The sequence below is a fragment of the Pseudovibrio sp. Ad26 genome, from assembly GCF_001623285.1.
Lineage (GTDB): Bacteria > Pseudomonadota > Alphaproteobacteria > Rhizobiales > Stappiaceae > Pseudovibrio > Pseudovibrio ascidiaceicola.
On record NZ_LMCE01000159.1, the window covers coordinates 21,329 to 38,906 of the forward strand.

The 17,578-nt window shown below is 50.5% G+C and carries 21 protein-coding genes; 6 read left to right on the forward strand and 15 right to left on the reverse strand.

Annotated features, from left to right (window positions below; translation table 11 throughout):
* Positions 1-5 precede the first annotated feature (5 nt).
* The 3 genes from PsAD26_RS28265 (at position 6) to PsAD26_RS28275 (ending at position 3,004) form a co-directional block, all read left to right on the forward strand.
* On the forward strand, positions 6-869 hold the full coding sequence (locus PsAD26_RS28265; RefSeq protein WP_063313068.1) for a hydroxymethylglutaryl-CoA lyase: 864 nt from the start codon (positions 6-8) through the stop codon (positions 867-869).
* Positions 866-1,651: an enoyl-CoA hydratase-related protein gene (locus PsAD26_RS28270; RefSeq protein WP_063313069.1), complete on the forward strand. Its 786-nt coding sequence runs from the start codon at positions 866-868 to the stop codon at positions 1,649-1,651. Before PsAD26_RS28265 ends, PsAD26_RS28270 begins: the two co-directional genes overlap by 4 nt.
* A gap of 108 nt (positions 1,652-1,759) precedes the next feature.
* Positions 1,760-3,004, forward strand: a complete 1,245-nt coding sequence (locus PsAD26_RS28275) for an MFS transporter (protein ID WP_063313070.1) — start codon at positions 1,760-1,762, stop codon at positions 3,002-3,004.
* A 23-nt stretch (positions 3,005-3,027) separates the two neighbouring features.
* On the opposite strand, the gene PsAD26_RS28280 is transcribed toward PsAD26_RS28275, so the two are convergent.
* From PsAD26_RS28280 to PsAD26_RS28295, 4 genes are all read right to left on the reverse strand, one after another.
* Positions 3,028-3,588, reverse strand: coding sequence for an isochorismatase family protein (locus tag PsAD26_RS28280; protein WP_063313071.1), 561 nt, complete (start codon positions 3,586-3,588; stop codon positions 3,028-3,030).
* A 145-nt stretch (positions 3,589-3,733) separates the two neighbouring features.
* Positions 3,734-4,282, reverse strand: coding sequence for a cysteine hydrolase family protein (locus PsAD26_RS28285; RefSeq protein WP_063313072.1), 549 nt, complete (start codon positions 4,280-4,282; stop codon positions 3,734-3,736).
* A 34-nt stretch (positions 4,283-4,316) separates the two neighbouring features.
* Complete coding sequence (locus PsAD26_RS28290) at positions 4,317-4,877, reverse strand: cysteine hydrolase family protein (RefSeq protein ID WP_063313073.1); 561 nt, start codon at positions 4,875-4,877, stop codon at positions 4,317-4,319.
* 158 nt (positions 4,878-5,035) lie between these two features.
* Complete coding sequence (locus PsAD26_RS28295) at positions 5,036-5,584, reverse strand: cysteine hydrolase family protein (protein WP_063313074.1); 549 nt, start codon at positions 5,582-5,584, stop codon at positions 5,036-5,038.
* A gap of 100 nt (positions 5,585-5,684) precedes the next feature.
* On the opposite strand from PsAD26_RS28295, the gene PsAD26_RS28300 reads away from it, so the two are divergent.
* The gene (locus PsAD26_RS28300) at positions 5,685-6,620 is read left to right on the forward strand and encodes a GlxA family transcriptional regulator (protein ID WP_063313075.1); all 936 of its coding nucleotides are present in this window, start codon (positions 5,685-5,687) and stop codon (positions 6,618-6,620) included.
* Here the strand turns inward: PsAD26_RS28300 and PsAD26_RS28305 are convergent.
* The 9 genes from PsAD26_RS28305 to PsAD26_RS28345 all read right to left on the reverse strand — a co-directional run bounded on the left by PsAD26_RS28305 (position 6,617) and on the right by PsAD26_RS28345 (position 14,683).
* The gene (locus PsAD26_RS28305) at positions 6,617-7,174 is read right to left on the reverse strand and encodes an isochorismatase family protein (RefSeq protein WP_063313076.1); all 558 of its coding nucleotides are present in this window, start codon (positions 7,172-7,174) and stop codon (positions 6,617-6,619) included. The two genes, PsAD26_RS28300 and PsAD26_RS28305, sit on opposite strands and share 4 nt — an antisense overlap.
* Before the next feature lie 205 nt (positions 7,175-7,379).
* Positions 7,380-8,201, reverse strand: a complete 822-nt coding sequence (locus tag PsAD26_RS28310; protein WP_153041602.1) for a nuclear transport factor 2 family protein — start codon at positions 8,199-8,201, stop codon at positions 7,380-7,382.
* 34 nt (positions 8,202-8,235) lie between these two features.
* The gene (locus PsAD26_RS28315) at positions 8,236-8,676 is read right to left on the reverse strand and encodes an ABZJ_00895 family protein (RefSeq protein WP_063313078.1); all 441 of its coding nucleotides are present in this window, start codon (positions 8,674-8,676) and stop codon (positions 8,236-8,238) included.
* Between the two features lie 125 nt (positions 8,677-8,801).
* A complete protein-coding gene (nqrF, locus tag PsAD26_RS28320) occupies positions 8,802-10,025 on the reverse strand; it encodes an NADH:ubiquinone reductase (Na(+)-transporting) subunit F (protein WP_063313079.1) in 1,224 nt (407 codons plus the stop codon).
* A 12-nt stretch (positions 10,026-10,037) separates the two neighbouring features.
* The gene (gene nqrE / locus PsAD26_RS28325; RefSeq protein ID WP_057465438.1) at positions 10,038-10,646 is read right to left on the reverse strand and encodes an NADH:ubiquinone reductase (Na(+)-transporting) subunit E; all 609 of its coding nucleotides are present in this window, start codon (positions 10,644-10,646) and stop codon (positions 10,038-10,040) included.
* Between the two features lie 2 nt (positions 10,647-10,648).
* Positions 10,649-11,305, reverse strand: coding sequence for an NADH:ubiquinone reductase (Na(+)-transporting) subunit D (locus tag PsAD26_RS28330; protein WP_057465439.1), 657 nt, complete (start codon positions 11,303-11,305; stop codon positions 10,649-10,651).
* On the reverse strand, positions 11,305-12,126 hold the full coding sequence (locus PsAD26_RS28335) for a Na(+)-translocating NADH-quinone reductase subunit C (RefSeq protein WP_063313080.1): 822 nt from the start codon (positions 12,124-12,126) through the stop codon (positions 11,305-11,307). The genes PsAD26_RS28330 and PsAD26_RS28335 overlap by 1 nt, the downstream gene beginning before the upstream one ends.
* Positions 12,119-13,327: an NADH:ubiquinone reductase (Na(+)-transporting) subunit B gene (locus PsAD26_RS28340; RefSeq protein WP_063313081.1), complete on the reverse strand. Its 1,209-nt coding sequence runs from the start codon at positions 13,325-13,327 to the stop codon at positions 12,119-12,121. Before PsAD26_RS28340 ends, PsAD26_RS28335 begins: the two co-directional genes overlap by 8 nt.
* Before the next feature lie 3 nt (positions 13,328-13,330).
* Positions 13,331-14,683: a Na(+)-translocating NADH-quinone reductase subunit A gene (locus PsAD26_RS28345; protein WP_063313082.1), complete on the reverse strand. Its 1,353-nt coding sequence runs from the start codon at positions 14,681-14,683 to the stop codon at positions 13,331-13,333.
* A gap of 533 nt (positions 14,684-15,216) precedes the next feature.
* Here PsAD26_RS28345 and PsAD26_RS28350 point away from each other — a divergent pair.
* Positions 15,217-16,245: an FAD:protein FMN transferase gene (locus PsAD26_RS28350; RefSeq protein WP_063313083.1), complete on the forward strand. Its 1,029-nt coding sequence runs from the start codon at positions 15,217-15,219 to the stop codon at positions 16,243-16,245.
* Positions 16,246-16,257: 12 nt separating this feature from the next.
* Positions 16,258-16,491 (forward strand): (Na+)-NQR maturation NqrM, encoded by a 234-nt coding sequence (gene nqrM, locus PsAD26_RS28355; protein ID WP_063313084.1) that lies wholly within the window; start codon positions 16,258-16,260, stop codon positions 16,489-16,491.
* 54 nt (positions 16,492-16,545) lie between these two features.
* On the opposite strand, the gene PsAD26_RS28360 is transcribed toward nqrM, so the two are convergent.
* Positions 16,546-16,995 (reverse strand): hypothetical protein, encoded by a 450-nt coding sequence (locus tag PsAD26_RS28360; protein ID WP_108820489.1) that lies wholly within the window; start codon positions 16,993-16,995, stop codon positions 16,546-16,548.
* Positions 16,996-17,091: 96 nt separating this feature from the next.
* Complete coding sequence (locus PsAD26_RS28365; protein WP_063291484.1) at positions 17,092-17,307, reverse strand: hypothetical protein; 216 nt, start codon at positions 17,305-17,307, stop codon at positions 17,092-17,094.
* Between the last annotated feature and the right edge of the window lie 271 nt (positions 17,308-17,578).

Consider the following 17,578-nt stretch of genomic DNA (forward strand, 5'->3'; position numbering starts at 1 on the left):
AAGCGATGAGCAAGAAACTGAACATTTTTGAGATGGGCCCGCGCGACGGCCTGCAAAATGAAAAAACGCTGATCCCGACAGCGAACAAGATCGAGCTGATCAACCGCCTCTCCGAGTGTGGGTTTGAAAAGATTGAAACATCCAGCTTTGTCTCGCCCAAATGGGTGCCGCAGATGGCAGATGCTGGAGAAGTTTTTGCAGGCATCACACGCAAGTCGGGCATTCGCTACACTGCGCTAACGCCAAATATCAAAGGCTATGAGCGTGCCAAGGCGTCAGGAGCTGACGAGGTTGCGATCTTTGCGTCCGCATCTGAGGGCTTCTCTCAAAAGAATATCAACTGTTCTATTGAAGAGAGCTTCGAACGCTTTGCTCCAATCGTAGACGCAGCAAAAGCTGACGGCATCCCGGTCCGCGGTTACGTCTCTTGCATCGTTGAGTGCCCATACGATGGCCCAACACCAGTCCAGAACGTAGCAATGGTTTCAGAACGTCTGCTGCAGATGGGCTGTTATGAGGTCTCACTCGGCGACACTATTGGCGCGGCAACTCCAGAAACCACAGAAGCGATGCTGGAGGCCGTTCTAAAAGTCATTCCAGCTGAGCAACTCGCAGGCCATTTCCACGACACCAAGGACTTGGCTCTGGCCAACATCATGTCCAGCATCAAAATGGGCCTTCGCACGTTCGATTCAGCCATCGGTGGTCTCGGTGGTTGTCCATATGCACCAGGAGCCAAAGGCAACGTCAGCACATTGGCCGTTGCAAAAATGGCAAAGCTACTGGACTACGACACCGGCCTTGACATTGAGAAGCTGGAGCAAACGCAAGAGTTTATTCTCTCCATTAAAGAGGCGGCGGCAGCATGACTTATCAGAACCTTCGCATCGAGAAAGCGGACAACGGCATCACCACGCTCTTGCTAGCGCGCGCTGAAAAGCACAATGCTATGAACGCGCAGATGATGGACGAACTGGTCGCTGCAGCTGAAGAGCTCGACAACTGCGAGCAGACCCGCGCAATCATTCTGACAGCGGACGGTGAAACTTTCTGTGCTGGCGGCGATCTCAAATGGATGCAAGCGCAGGCAGAGAAAGACCGCATTGGCAAAATGCAGGAAGCCAATCGTCTGGCAGGCATGCTGAAACGCCTCGACAACATGAAGAAGCCCCTAATCGCTCGTGTCCATGGCCCTGCTTACGGTGGCGGAGTTGGCATACTCAGCGTCTGTGATCTGGTGGTTGCTGCAGACAACACCAAGTTCGCGCTGACAGAGACCCGCCTCGGCCTGATCCCGGCAACCATCGGCACTTATGTTGTACGTCGTCTGGGCGAAGGTCACGCTCGACAAGTCTTCATGAATGCCCGCCCGTTTGGTGCGGAACGAGCCCATCACCTCGGTCTCGTCTCATTGGTGACAACACCAGAAGACCTGCACGCAGTAACACAGAAAGAAGCAGAAGCTTATTTGAACTGCGCACCGGGTGCCGTAGCCGACGCAAAAGCTCTTTGCCAGAATTTGGCTCGCATGCCAGTAGAAGATCAGATTGACTACACAGCAAATGCCCTAGCGGATAGATGGGAAACCACTGAAGCTCAGGCTGGAATTTCTGCATTCTTTGCTAAAGAAACACCGCCGTGGCGTAAATAGATCTTCACCTTGATTGTTTGACCTGCGGCATATGCACAAATGCTGAGTTTTTTCTTTACTTGCTGGGGCGCTTTGTTACATAGCATTTAGCGAAAAAACGAGAAAAGAATGCTGCCGGCACTGCAATCTATCAGGTCAAAACAGGACTTTCACACCCTTGTCTTCATTGCAGGGACTGTTTTGCTGAACGCGATTGGTGCCGGATTGATCATTCCGGTGACCCCGGCACTCGTTGCAGAACTCAGCCAAACGACCATTGCAGATGCAGCACTCTGGGGTGGTTACATCGCGGCGAGCTATGCAGCAATGCAGTTCCTTTTCGGTCCTGCTGTTGGCGCCATTTCCGACCGTTTTGGTCGTCGTCCAGTCCTGTTACTTTCTCTCGCTGTCCTGACAGTTGACTACCTGATCATGACCTTCGCAGGCTCCCTATGGGTTCTGTTCATTGGCAGGCTCTTCGCTGGAATAGCCAGCGCAACATACGCCACGGCCTATGCAGCTGTCTCCGACATCTCGCATAACGGCAAGCGCGCCACCCGCTTCGGCATGGTCGGCGCAGCCATCGGTTTTGGCTTTGTCATTGGTCCGGTTATCGGCGGGACACTTGCGCTCTTTGGCGTCCGAGTTCCCTTCTACATTTCCGCAGTTCTGATTGCGATAACCTTTGCTTACGGCCTATTTTATATGCCGGAAACTCTACCAAAGTCGGCGAGAAAGGCCATTCGCTGGCGCAGAGCAAACCCTATTGGCGCAGCCATGGACATCGCCCAGTCTCCTGTTCTGGTGTGGCTCTTCATTGCGCTCTTCCTGTTTGAAATGGCAAACTTCGTATATCCAGCAATCTGGCCGTACTACACAATTGAAGCCTTCAATTGGACCACAGCTCAGGTAGGGCTCTCACTCGCTATCGTCGGCATTGGCTTCTCCAGTGTCAAAGGTGGCCTTATCCGCTGGATTATTCCGCGCAAAGGCGAAGCAAAGACCGTGCTTTATGGCTTCTTCTTCGCCGTGCTCGCACTACTTGGCTTCGCATTCGCACCAAACACACTCACTGTTATCCTGCTTCTGCCACCAGCAGCGCTTGGTGCCATGATCCCACCTGCCTTGATCGCCCTGATGAGCCATCACGTCTCTCAGGACAAACAAGGCCGTCTGCAAGGCGCGCTGACAAGCATCATCGGACTTACGCTTGTGCTTTCCACCTTGATGATGACGCAGCTGTTCACCAGCTTCACAGCAGACAGTGCAGAGCTTTACTATCCGGGCGCACCATTCCTACTGGCCGCATCATTCATGCTGCTTGCCATTGGTCCATTCTGGGTTGGTCTGAAAAAGATCAATATCCTTAGCTGATCTCAAACACCTCAAGTCCAAACCTACGCCAGAGAATGTCTCTGCAGATATTCATTTGTGGAGACAATATTGCTGCAAATGAACGACAGCGAAGCCATAATCGCTGCTTGCACAAACTCTTGCTGCGAAGACGTATCACAGGATCCAGGCTCTCGCGTCGCACAGGCATCATAAATGATCGTAATCGGATACCCAAGTTCTGTCGTCGCATGCGCTGCAGCTGCAATGCAATCCTTGCTCATAGACCCGCAGATAACCAGTTCCTCAACATTTTCATCATCCAGGATTTGCTTCAGGTTGTTATTGAGGAAAATGTTGGAGGTATATTTCGTCACAATCGGTTCATTCGGCAACGGTTTCGCCATATCGTGAATTTCAGCACCAATCGTGCCTTCGACCGTAAACGGAGCGTCCTTCTCTTTAAAATGATGTTGGATGTGAACGATAGTTTGATCCTGAACGCGCGCATTTGTTAGCAACATCTGAATGTTCCCCGCAGCCTCGAACTGCCCTTCCAACTCACATTTCCCACCGGGAAAGAAGTCGTTCTGACAGTCAATTATCAGCAACGCCGTTCTCGTCATCTTACGCTCAACACCTCACGTGACAGACCAACTCTGTAACAGTCTAATAGATATCGATTGACGGAACTCAGCTAGAAAAACCCGCATTTTTCATAAAACCTAGGAGTAAACACCAGACCTGATAAAGCCCGCACCGCAAACCTGCTTAGTGACCCAGATATTCCTCAGTCGAAATAACCTTGCCATAGGCAAACGAAAGCGCTGCCATAATCGCCCCTTGGACATATTTTGCGGGAACAACTTCCCCTTCAAATTCAAGGTCACATGTTGCACAAGCATCGTAGATAACAGTGATTGGATAACCAAGATCAACAGTCGCACGCGCTGCCGCATCAATGCACATATGAGACATGCCCCCGCAGATCACGATTTCCTCAACACCCACATCCTCTAAAATCTGCTGAAGGTTCGTGTTCAGGTAACTGTTGGCGGAATATTTGACCACCACATGCTCCCCCTCAGCGGGACTGCAACTATCATGCAGCTCTGCCCCGATAGTTCCCTCAACAAGGAACGGGGCGTACTTATCTTTAAAGAAATGCTGGATATGGACAATGCATTCATCATTATCACGAGCGTTCTTGAGCAAACGCTTAATGTTTGCAGCAGATTCAACCTGGCCCTCGAGTTCACACTTCCCCCCCGGAAAGAAATCGTTCTGACAATCAATAATGATTAAGGCTTTCTTGGCCATGTCCCCTCAGAAGGTTGCTCATCCAAAACGTTGATTAAGCTCCATTCAACGAATGCAGGAATTCATCGGTAGAAATCACGTTGCTATGCGCAAATCTTAAAGACGCCATCATTGCCGTGTGAACATGATCCGCTGGGACGGTTACGCCATTGAACTCAAGATCCTCTGTAGCGCAGGCATCGTAGATGATAGTCAGCGGGTAACCCAGATCAAGGGTCTGACGCGCAGTCGCGTTCACACAATTCTGGCTCATAGAGCCACACATGACGATCTCATCAATGCCAGCCTCAACGAGGATCTGCTGCAAGTTGGTGTCCTTATAGCCATTCATATAATTTTTAACGACAACAGGCTCCCCGTTCACGGGCCTGGCACACTCGTTAATCTCCACCCCTGGCGATCCCTCTACCAGATAAGGCTCTGTCTTATCTTTGTACATGTGCTGAAGGTGGATGACGTTTTCGTCGTTATCTCGCACCACCTCAAGAAGGCGGGCAATGTTTTTTCCTGCTTCTACCTGCCCTGCTAAAGGACAGCTGCCACCGGGGAAATAATCATTCTGGCAGTCAACAATAATCAGGGCCCTTTTTAGCATAAGCACACCTCAGTTCGATTGGTCTTATTTGAGCAAACAATAAGGCCAACACGTTTAAGCATGCCGGATTTTAAAAAGCAGATTTTATAAAATCCCGAGCTAACCCTGATCAGAAGCCAGCCTCAAGAGCCGGCTTCTGAAAGCAGCAAAAGCCTACGTTAAGCGGCCAGATACTCGTCTGTGCTGACAACTTTGCCGTATGCAAAAGCCAGTGATGCCATGAACGCACCGTGCACGTACTTCGCGGGAATAGTTTCGCCGTTGTGTTCCATATCCAATGTCGTACAAGCATCTTCAATAATGGTCGCTGTATACCCCAGATCGACAGCGCCGCGCACTGTTGCATCAATGCAGTTGTGAGACATAGAGCCGACAACAACCAGATGCTCAATGCCTTGCTCATCTAGCAGCTCTTTCAAGTTGGTTTGCAGAAAGCTATTTGCAAACTGCTTGGTCACAAGCGGCTCACCATCCTGAGGCACCACATCATCATGAATTTTAACACCTTCAGTGCCTGCATTGAAGAACGGCGCATTGCCTGCTTCAACCACATGCTGAATGTGAATGACCGGTGTTTTCTTGCTGCGACTGTCTTCCAACAGGCGCTTTACATTCTGAGCAGCTTCAACCTGCCCATTCAGCTCCCAGGCACCACCAGGGAAATAGTCGTTCTGAACGTCAACAATAACCAGTGCGGATTTAGACATTTGTGCCTCCTTAGATTTGCTCTTGTCAGCAGCAAACCTAATCAACACCTCCAATCAACTCGATTGGCATATACGACATAAAACATGCTATAATTGCCACATGACCAGATCAGAGACACATCATCCTATCGGCATCCTGTCCTACACCGGCGCTCAACTCTCAGCGGTTTATGGGCTGATCGATATGTTCAACGCTGCCAGCAAAAGAAATGCCAGCAGTATTGAGGCAACCGTACTTCACGAAGATCAGATCAGTTCAGTCGGAACCACCAGTTTCTCTGCGATAATCCTGCCTCCCAGTCTGGTTGATGATCACCCAACCGTCTCACCAGCACTCATCCAATGGCTCAGACACCAGCATGAGCATGGCGCCATTCTCTGCTCAATCTGCGTCGGTGCAATGCTACTCGCCGAAACGGGTATTCTCGATAACAGACCTGCTACAACACACTGGGCAATCACCGAGGATTTTGCAAAGAAATACCCCTTGGTACAACTCGATACTGACAAAATGATCGTCGACGAAGGCGATGTCATTACCGCAGGCGGTATCATGGCATGGACTGATTTGGGTCTCAGGTTAATCGATCACTTCATCGATCACACAACCATGCTCGAAGTCTCTCGCAGGTTTCTCATTGACCCAGCGGGGCGAGAACAGAAGAACTATAGTCGTTTCTATCCCAATTTCTCACACGGTGATCAGGCTATTCTCAAAGCCCAACATTGGCTTCAGACCACCTATAAGAAAAAATTGACAGTACCCGAAATGGCAGAAAAAGCCGGATTGACAGGACGAACCTTTCAAAGACGGTTTGAAGTCGCGACAGGGCACACGCCAAACACCTATTTACAGCAACTTCGCATAACCGAAGCACGCCAGCAGCTGGAGCAAACCAAACGGTCCTTCAACGAGATCGCATGGGACATTGGTTACGAAGACCCAACAGCTTGCCGCCGCGTATTCATCAAAACCACAGGCCTCAGCCCTGGTCAGTACCGCCAAAAATTCGGATATCAAAGCGCTGCAGCTTAATGAGGTTGGGTCAAAAACTCATCCGTCGAAACGACAGCCGCATTGGAAAAGATCAGAGAAGCCATAATTGAGGCCTGCACATCATCCACGGACACTTCACGCCCACGGAACTCCATGCAACTCGCTGCGCAGGCATCGTACACAACAGTAACCGGGTAACCGAGATCCAAAGTCGCCCGTGCTGTCTCAACAATGCAGTATTGTGTCATCGAACCGCAGATCACCAGATCATCTATCTTATGATCTGTCAGCAACTCCCGCAGGTTCGTCCCTTCTAGGGCATTGAAGTTATATTTGGTGACAATCGGCTCGCCATCTCTCGGCCAGACCATTTTATTGATCTCGGCACCAAAAGATCCTTCGGCCATGTAAGGTGACTTGGGGTCTTCATAAACATGTTTGATATGAATGACGAACTCATGGTGCTGCCGGGCATCCTTGAGTAACTGCACAATGTTAGTCGCAGCTTCCATCTGTTTCGGCAACTCAAATTTCCCACCGGGAAAATGGTCGTTCTGGCATGCAATAATGAGCAAAGCGGTGTTATGCGTCATACCCAACCCTCTACTGCGGATCCCAAGCTGGACGGTTCAGTTTCCCACGGGATACACGCAACAAGACTGAGAGCCTCAGCTAGATATTCACCACCACAAAAGGCTCTAGTAAAAATTCACCAGCACGCATATTAGGAGCCAAAGTATTTAATCGACGCGCACACAAACAGTCGGATTTTAGAGAACTCTGAGGGTTAACCACCCACTATGGTGCTCTGCGTGTTCCTTGATGATAAATCATGGACCACTGCTCATCCTCAAGCTTCCAAATGGATGTCCGCTGCGTCGCATTCTCGGCAATGCTGTAAAACACCTGAATGAGCCCCTCGCTCAACTCACGCAGCCGAAAATTCTCAATTGTTCTGACTGGATAATCCACTGCTTCACTCGGAAGCTCATTGAGTATCTGCGCCCGATCATACATACGACCACTCGCACCAATCTCTATGAAGTCTGCGTGCAGCAACAACTCAAGTTGCTGCTGATCTCCACGAACTGAGGGCTGAAGAAGTTGGCTTTCGAGAGTTAAGAGTTTTGCTTCACACGGCAACAAGTCAAGTAGTTGGCCACCTTCTAACTTTTCATTGATCCAGCCACCGAACCACAAACCAACTAAGATTAACCCGAACTGTGAGACCAACCAAATCGCGTCAAAATCTACAGTAAGATTTTTCGCGGCCTTCATCTCAAGTAAGTTGGATGACCCAATGTAGCTAATAACACCTTGCACCGTTAACGAGCCAACAAAGCACAGAACGGCCAACTGCAATAGAGACCCAATATTTGACCTGACTTGCCGTTTCTCATTCATTTTGAAGCCAAGCAGAAAACCAGCAATCATGCCCATTGGCCATGCAGCTTTCCAAAACGACACCGGCTCATCGACGAACTGAATGACCATGATATTGAAGGTAAAGATAACTACGAGCATAAAGACATAGGACGCGATAAATTTAGTAACACCCTGAAAATAAACCATTTTTAAATCCAACATTGTAATGCACGCACAAACGATGAGAGTTTGCACTTCTCATGTTCCGTCCAACTCATTCTCATTAAATTCACGATATACAATCAATCTCAGCCTTCTCAGCAGCTCGCATTCCCTGCTTCAAACCACACCAAATGAGCCCGAAGCTCGACGTTTGCGTCACTAGCAGAATGCTTAGAGCCCAGAATGGGCTTTCAAACATACGGTCAAGGTTTGGCAAAGAGAGATAAGCTGAAACCCCATCAATTATGAAGGCAATCAAACAGCAAAATACCGCAAGTTTAACCAAAGCATTCGTATTCGGATGTTGTTTATGCTTGCTGTAGAATGACTTACCGATGTTTGCTCCAATAGATACACGCACAACATAGGCTATCCATTGCAATGGGAGCAACACATCAAGAAAAGCCAAGCATATTACCATAAGGACGGTCAGATTTATGCTAATAAGCAGATAAACCCTCGTGAACTCACGCAGGTAATTCCATAAACTAATCTGCGAATTATTCATTATCACTACTCAACAAAACTCAATCAAAAATTGTATTAATTATCGCATACCTTCCGTTTAGGACAATAAAAAAACCCGGCGCCTCTCGACACCGGGTCTCTCAATTCTTGCAATAGTCTCAGCGCTTAGCCGCCGAAGTCGTCCAGCATGATGTCTTCACGTTCCACGCCCATATCAACCAGCATGTTGATCACGGACTGGTTCATGATTGGAGGGCCACACATGTAGTACTCACAGTCTTCTGGCGCAGCGTGGTCCTTCAGGTACTCGTTGTAGAGCACGTTGTGAATGAACCCGGTGTAACCATCCCAGTCATCATCTGGCTGAGGATCAGAAAGCGCCACATGCCATGTGAAGTTCGGGAACTCTTTCGCCAGCTGGTCGAAGTCCTCAACAAAGAACATCTCTTTCTTGGAACGTGCACCGTACCAGAAAGTGATCTTACGATCGCGGTTCTCAAGACGCTTCAACTGATCGAAGATGTGCGAGCGCATAGGCGCCATACCAGCACCACCACCGATGAACACCATTTCCTTGTCGGTTTCGCGAGCAAAGAACTCACCAAACGGACCGGAAATCGTCACCTTGTCACCCGGCTTCAGGTTGAAGATGAAGGAGGACATCTTACCGGCAGGAATACCCTGAGTGCCCGGAGGAGGCGACGCCACACGAACGTTCAGCATGATCATGCCTTTTTCGTCCGGGTAGTTTGCCATGGAGTAAGCGCGTTCAACTGGCTCATCCACGATGGACTCATACTGCCAGAGATTGAACTTGTCCCAGTCTTCGCGGTACTGCTCTTCAATGTCGAACTCAGTGTATTTCAGCTTGTGCGCAGGCGCTTCAATCTGAATATAACCACCAGCGCGGAAGTTCACGTCTTCGCCTTCAGGCAGGTCCAGAACCAGCGCCTTAATGAAGGTTGCAACGTTCTCGTTGGAGCGAACAGTACACTCCCACTTTTTCACGCCGAACACTTCTTCAGGCACTTCGATCTTCATGTCCTGCTTCACAGCAACCTGACAGGAAAGACGATCACCGCAGCGTGCTTCACGCTTGGTGATATGGCTTTCTTCAGTCGCCAGAATAGAACCACCACCCTCGTGCACTTTCACGCGGCACTGAGCACAGGTTCCACCGCCACCACAGGCGGAAGGAACGAAGATTTTCTGATCTGCCAGAACGTTGAGTAGCTTGCCACCCGCAGGAACGGACAGTGTCTTCTCACCATTGATACTGATCTGAACATCACCGGATGCAACCAGCTTGCTGCGCGCCATCAAAATGACGATCACCAGCGCAAGCACGATCAGAGTGAAGAGCGTAATGCCCCAGGTAAAGTCTTGCATCTACTCGTCCCCTTACAGCTTCACGCCTGAGAAAGCCATGAAACCCATAGCCATCAAACCAGCAGTGATGAAGGTGATGCCAAGACCCTGCAGTCCATCAGGAACATCAGAGTATTTCAGCTTTTCACGCACACCAGCCATTGCAGTAATCGCCAGCGCCCAACCGATACCGGAGGACACACCGTAAACGGATGCTTCACCCAGATTGTAGTCACGCTCCACCATGAACAAAGAACCACCCATAATCGCGCAGTTCACTGTGATCAGTGGCAGGAAGATACCCAGCGCGTTGTAAAGCGCAGGAACATAGCGATCGAGGAACATCTCGAGGATCTGCACCACAGCAGCGATAACGCCGATGTAGGAGATCAAGCCCAGAAAGCGCAGATCAGTGCCTTCAAGCCCAGCCCATGCCAACGCATTGTCATTAAGCAGCGTGGTGTAAAGCACGTTGTTGATTGGCACAGTCAGCGCCTGCACAACAACAACGGAGATACCCAGACCCAGCGCAGTCTCAACCTTCTTGGAAACCGCAAGGAACGTACACATTCCAAGGAAGAAGGAGAGCGCGAGGTTCTCGATAAAGATCGCCTTGACGGCGAGGGAAAGAAGCCCTTCCATAATCAGTGAGCTCCCTCAGTTTCCATGATTTTATAGTCGCGCTTCTCAACCTGCGCAGGCTTCCAGGTACGGAAACCCCAGATCAGCAGGCCGATCACGAAGAACGCGGACGGAGGCAGCAGCAGCAAGCCGTTTGGCACATACCAGCCACCGTTGTTCACGGTCTCAAGGATCTGCACACCAAACAGGGAACCTGAGCCAAGTAGCTCACGCACAACACCAACCAGCAGCAGGATCAGGGAGTAACCCAGACCGTTACCGATACCATCAAGGAAAGATGGGATTGGTGGGTTCTTCATAGCGTACGCTTCCGCGCGCCCCATAACGATACAGTTGGTGATGATCAGACCAACAAACACGGAGAGTGTCTTGGAGATCTCGTAGAGATACGCCTTCAGAACCTGATCAACCAGAATAACGAGAGACGCAATAATCACCATCTGCACAATAATGCGGATAGAAGACGGGATCTGGTTACGCAAAAGAGAGATGAAGAAGTTGGAGAACGCTGTCACAAGCGTCACCGCAATCGCCATCACCAGCGCAACCTTCAAGGAAGAGGTTACCGCAAGCGCGGAACAGATGCCAAGAACCTGAAGCGTGATCGGGTTGTTATCGACCATCGGGTCCTTGAGCATGGACAAGTCTTTGCCAGCCATTACGCCTCTCCTTTTTTCAGATTGTCGAGGAAGGTCTTGAAGCCCTGCTCGCCCATCCAGAATTTGACGAGGTTGTCGACACCACGGGATGTCAACGTTGCACCTGCAATCGCATCGATGTGGTGTTTGGAGCCATCAATACCCGCTGGAGCAGATTTGCCGACACCGATGTCCACGGACCCGCTATCGCCATAAACCAGCTTGCCCGGCCATTGAGCCATCCATTTTGGATTGTCTACTTCCGCACCAAGACCCGGGGTCTCACCGTGGGAGTAAAAGCGCAGACCATACACTTCATTGCCATCAGCATTCAGAGCAATGAAACCATAAAGCGTGGACCACAAACCGTAGCCATGCACTGGCAAAATGATACGCTCAATCTTGCCTGCATCATCGCGCAACAGATAAACTGAAGCCAGTTTAGCCTGACGTTTGATGGATGCCGGATCATTATCCAAAGCAATGGAAAGAACCGGATCTTTTGCAGCGGCGCGCTGGTCATAGGTCGCAGCGTCGGCCGCATCAGAGAACTTGCCAGTTGCAACATCAACAAGCCGCGGTTCAAAGGCACCAAATGCCTTTTCAACGTCGACACCAGCTTCATAGAGACCAGCAACCTTGAGGATGTTGGTTTTCTTATCCAGCGTTTTGTTGATCTCCTGCTGAGGCTTAAGCAGCACTGCAGCACCGGAAACAATCATCGAACAGATCAGACACAGAACCACAGCAACGGTAATCGTACGCGGAGCAGAGTCCAGAGGCATCGCATTGAAGCGCGCCCAAAGACCTGTAGGAGCTGTTGTGTTTTCAGCATTAGGCATGGCGCTTCATCCTCCGTGTGATGTTCGCCTTCACAACGAAGTAGTCGATCAGCGGAGAAAAGATATTGCCGAACAGGATTGCCAACATCATGCCTTCTGGGAAGGCCGGGTTGATGACACGGATCAGGATACACATCACGCCAATCAGGGCAGCGTAGATGTAACGGCCCGGATTTGTCATCGCAGCAGTCACAGGCTCAGTCACCATGAACACGAGGCCAAACATGAAGCCACCAGTGACAAGGTGCCAGTACCAAGGCATTGCAAACATCGGGTTGGTCTCGGAGCCAATCAGGTTCAGCAACAGACTGAAACCAATCATGCCCGCCAGACAACCAAGGATGAGACGGTAGTTTGCGATACCTGTGGTCACGAGGAACACACCGCCAAGAGCAATTGCAATCGTGGAGGTTTCACCGAAGGATCCCTGAATGGTACCAACGAAAGAGCTCATCCATGTGATGCCGTTTGCTGCCAGTCCCTGCATGCCGTCAGACGCAGCAACACCCAGTGCAGTTGCACCAGAGAAGCCATCAACTGGCGTCCACACTGCATCACCAGACATAGCTGCTGGATAAGCAAAGTAGAGGAACGCACGGCCAACAAGCGCCGGGTTCAGGAAGTTTTTGCCCGTACCACCAAACACTTCCTTGCCGATCACCACACCAAACGCGATACCAAGACCAACCTGCCATAGCGGCGTAGAAGCTGGAAGGATCAGCGTGTAGAGCATGGAGGAAACAAAGAAGCCTTCGTTCACTTCGTGCCCACGCACAATGGCAAAGAGCACTTCAAAGATGCCGCCGACACCGAGCGTTACGATGTAAATCGGCAAGAAGTACAGCGCACCATGCGCCATGTTGGCGAAGATGCTGTCCGGGTTAAAACCGATACCCAGCAGAGAGAGAATAAACGCTCTCCAGCCAGCAGGCTCAGTAATGCCCATTGCGGCCAGTGCAGAGTTTGTCTGCAGGCCAGTGTTGTACATACCAAACAGGATCGCAGGGATCGTCGCCAGCACAACATACGTCATGACACGCTTCAGATCAGCGTGGTCACGAGCGTGCGGCGCAACGCTGGTCACTGTTTTTGGAGTGTAGATGAAGGTATCCACCATCTCATAGACGGCGTAAAACTTCTCGTACTTGCCACCCTTTTCAAAGAGCGGCGCAATACGATCAAAACTATCGCGCAAGCTCACGGGTTAGCCCTCTTTCTCGATTTTATCAAGATTTGCACGCAGCGCAGCTCCGTATTCATTCTTGGAATGGCAGATGAAGGTGCATAGCGCCAAATCTTCTTCGTCCAACTCCAAAGCGCCAAGTTTCTGCGCCATGTCAGTGTCCAGCACCATCAGGGAGCGGAGCAGCTGAGTTGGAAGAACGTCGAGCGGCATGACCTTCTCATAAGTACCCAATGGAACGATTGCGCGGATGGAACCGTTCTTGTTGGTACCGAATGGGAACTGCAGCTTGGTGCGGAAGAACCCGGAAGGATGCACATTAAGGTTAGACCACTTCGTCATGAATGGGCGAACCCAGCCAACAACGTCTTGTTTGTGGTCTTCTTCCATCAGCGTCACCTGAGTGTGGTAACGGCCAAGGAAGGCAAACTGTTCGGCAGCAATAGTGCCGGAAAGGACGGACCCGGAAACGACACGAGCAGGAATGCCCGGCAGTGTTTCACCAGCCAGCAGATCATTCAGATCCGCACCAATGCGAGTTGTTACGAGGCGCGGCTTGGAAGCCAGCGGTCCTGCAACAGAAACAACGCGGGAAACATCCAGTTCACCTGCCAGGAACAGGTTACCGATTGCGATGACATCCTGATAACCGATGGTCCAGACTGTCTTGTTTTCATTAACCGGGTCGAGGAAGTGAATGTGAGTACCCGCATTACCTGCTGGGTGCTTACCTTCAAAACTTTCCATCTGCACACCAGCAACGCTTGCACCCGGAAGGTTGTCCTTCGGGCTGTGGCAAACGAATGTGCGACCATCGGTTAGTTTAGAGACAATCTGAAGCCCAGCTTCAAACGCGCCAGCATTCGCATTGATGATAACACCAGCATCCGCAGCAAGCGGGTTGGTGTCCATCGCAGTTACGAAAATGGAACGCGGCTGCGTTTCAAAAACCGGAACCTTGGAGTATGGGCGGGTACGAAAGCTTGTCCAAAGACCAGACTTGGCTAGTTGCTCACGAACGACAGATGCGTCCAGAGTTGCCAAAGCGCTGTTTTCAAACTTTGAGAAAGCGATCTGTTCTTCGTTACCATCATCCAGTTTGATGACGATGGTTTCCAGAACGCGACGTGCACCACGATTGACTGCTTCAACAACACCAGCACCCGGAGCAACATAGTTGATTTCAGGGGAGCGTTTGTCATTGAAAAGAGGCTGACCCTTTACGACGCGATCGCCTTCAGCAACCAACATACGCGGCTTCAACCCGTTGTAATCCCCGCCATTCACTGCAACACGGCGAACCTCTGGACCCTTGTGGATCTCTTGGTTCGGAGCACCGGTGATCGGCAGATCCAATCCTTTTGTAATCTTCATCCCTTACCCTGTCAGGCTTCTTTTAGGGCAAACCACTAGATGTTCACGGGAGTATCTACGGGTAAATGATGCTAAGTCATTCTGCTAGTTACAAAATGCCGCGCATGCGGATTATTGACTTTGACAAGTCGAACCGAGATAAATCCCCCCACGGACCGCAATTTCAGCAACAAAGCCCGAGCATTGCTGAACGTCACTCATCCATGGCTCCGGTTAGGAGTAACCGCCCGCATACCATTAAAGTGCGTTGCGGTCAGCTATTCCTACGGATTTATGCGGGCCAATACCCTGATATACCGCAAATTTCAATAGGGATTCGTGACATTGACGTAACGGCAATAAGGCTGTTTCGCGAAAATTTTATCTCAAATAAGTTTTCCCCTATGTTTTCACATGCACGTAGTACCACCTACCAATTTCTTCACCATCATCTATTGCTGATCTTTGCGACAGCAGTATCAAACCCTATTTAACTTGACAGAAAACCAGAATAAGCCGATTACGCGGGGAAATTAACAAACTCTGAGGCCTAAATGCGCTTCCTCATTACAGCTCTCGTACTCATCTTTGTCACAGCATGTGTACCCAATGACAAAAGTCGCGAAGAAATCATACTTCACGGCAAAACCATGGGCACTACATTCAATGTCAAAGCGATCAAAGGGTCGTCTTCTGTAACCAAACAGGAACTGCAGCAGCAGGTTGACGAGGCTCTGGTTGGCGTCAACAAGGCCATGTCCAACTGGGACAAAAACTCCGAGATCAGCCGTTTTAACCGCTCCACCAGCACTGAATGGACGCCAATCTCTCGCGATTTCAGCATCGTGATGCAGGAGTCGCTGCGCATTCATAACCTGACAGCCGGTTATTTTGACGTGACGCTGGCACCACTCATTGAGCTATGGGGCTTTGGTACCAAGCAGGACACTCCTCCCCAGCCAAGCCCACTCGAAATCCGCAACGCTCTTGAGTCTGTCGGCATGAGCACCATGCTGGAGTTTGAGACCGATCCCCCAGCACTGCGTAAGGTCAACACGGATACCACCGTCAATCTCTCCGCAATCGCGAAAGGCTTTGGCATCGACAAAGTTGCTTCTGTTCTGGAGCAAAACGGCATTGACGAATACCTTGTCGAAATCGGCGGCGATCTGGTCACCAAAGGCAAAAACTCAAAAGACGAGCCATGGGTCGTCGGCATCGAAAAGCCAGACTCCGCAACTCGTGCGGTTCAGCAAATCGTACGAGTGAGCAACAAAGGCATGGCGACATCCGGCGATTATCGCATATACAAGGAAGTGGGCGGCAAACGCTTCTCACACATTATTGATGCTGCATCCGGGCGTCCGGTAACGCATAAACTTGCATCAGTAACTGTAATTGCTGACAATGCGATGCGCGCTGATGGTCTGGCAACAGCCCTCCTTGCAATGGGAGACAAGCGCGGCATGGCTCTGGCAGAGCGTGAAGGGATTGCCGCATTCTTCATCGTTCGCGAAGGCGACCACTTTATCACCCGGTCTTCCAGCGCGTTCAGAAAATTCGAGCAGTCTGCAGAGAAATAACGGAATATCGAAATGGCAACTTTCATCATCGCGTTTATCGTGCTGGTCCTGGTCGTAGCAGGAATGGCTATTGGCGCCGTTTTCAGAAACAAGCCGATCACTGGCAGCTGCGGCGGCTTGAACGCCATAGAAGGCGCGGACCACTGCATCGTCTGCAAGCGCGAAATTGACCCGAACAGCCCGCTTCGTGAAAAGCTGCAGCCGTGTAAGCGCAAGCAAGCGATGGAAGAGCAGAGCGCAGCTTAATCATCATCCATTTCAAAACGTTCGAGGGGCCGAAAGGCCCCTTTTGCATGCCTGCTATTTGCTGTCGGTATAATCTCGCGCAACGTCCGGCCCTTCACCGCCAATCAGCTTGGCAAAGAACCCGGCGACAATCCCGAAGCCGACACCAATGGCTACAAAGCCAATACCAAGAAACAGACTACCCAGCGTCGGAAACAGCCCCTGCCCGATCGACGTCAGACTATCCCCGCCAATGAGCCAGAGCAGCAAGTTCATCCATCCGCAAATGAAACCGCCAGAGAACCAGCTCGGCATGATGGACTTGAGCAAGGGCAGATAGTTGATGACCCCGATCAACGCCACCAGGCCACCAAGCGTAATGCACCACAGGATCAGGCCGAACTGAACCACAAACGAAACATTCAGGTTAAGCAACGCGATGAGGTAGAGGCACAGGAGCCCAAAAGCCAGGCCAAACAACTTGGCTGTAATACCTCGTCTGATCAATGATGGCTTCGAAAACATGCTCTTGGCTCCAATAGGTTTCTCGCGGCAGACCTCTGCCATTTGAGAGCTATCATATACCAAGGCTCTTAAAACTAGTTTTCTGCAACCAGAAAGTTATCTGCTCGCCCAGCCAAAATCAAAAACGCCGAACACCAGCAACAGAAAGCTCGACAAGGCAAGCAACCCGAAAACCCAGCACCGCAGTTTCCATCTGGCGCCCTGAAGCTTCCAGGCGTCTCTGAACAGACGGCCACTCAAAATGAACACAACAAGCAGGACCACTCCAACCCATGAGGGCATTGCACCAAAGAAGTTTGAGAGCTGATCCATTTCGCCTCCGTGTGTTAATCGCCCCTCTTTAGTTCTGCCCCACGAAAAAGGCAAATAGTCTTAGCGTAAAGCTGAAATCACCGTTCAGTTCAAAAATCAAAGCACCCAATTCCTCAACAGCACTTAGGTGGCAAACACCCGATTTATCTATCACAATCACCCGTGATACTGCTCTCTTGGACCCTTAATTCTAGCCATTTTCTCGAAGCTTAGGACCTCCGAACCACGGCAAACTTACATGTACCTTTCATATCTATTTTTTATATCTCAT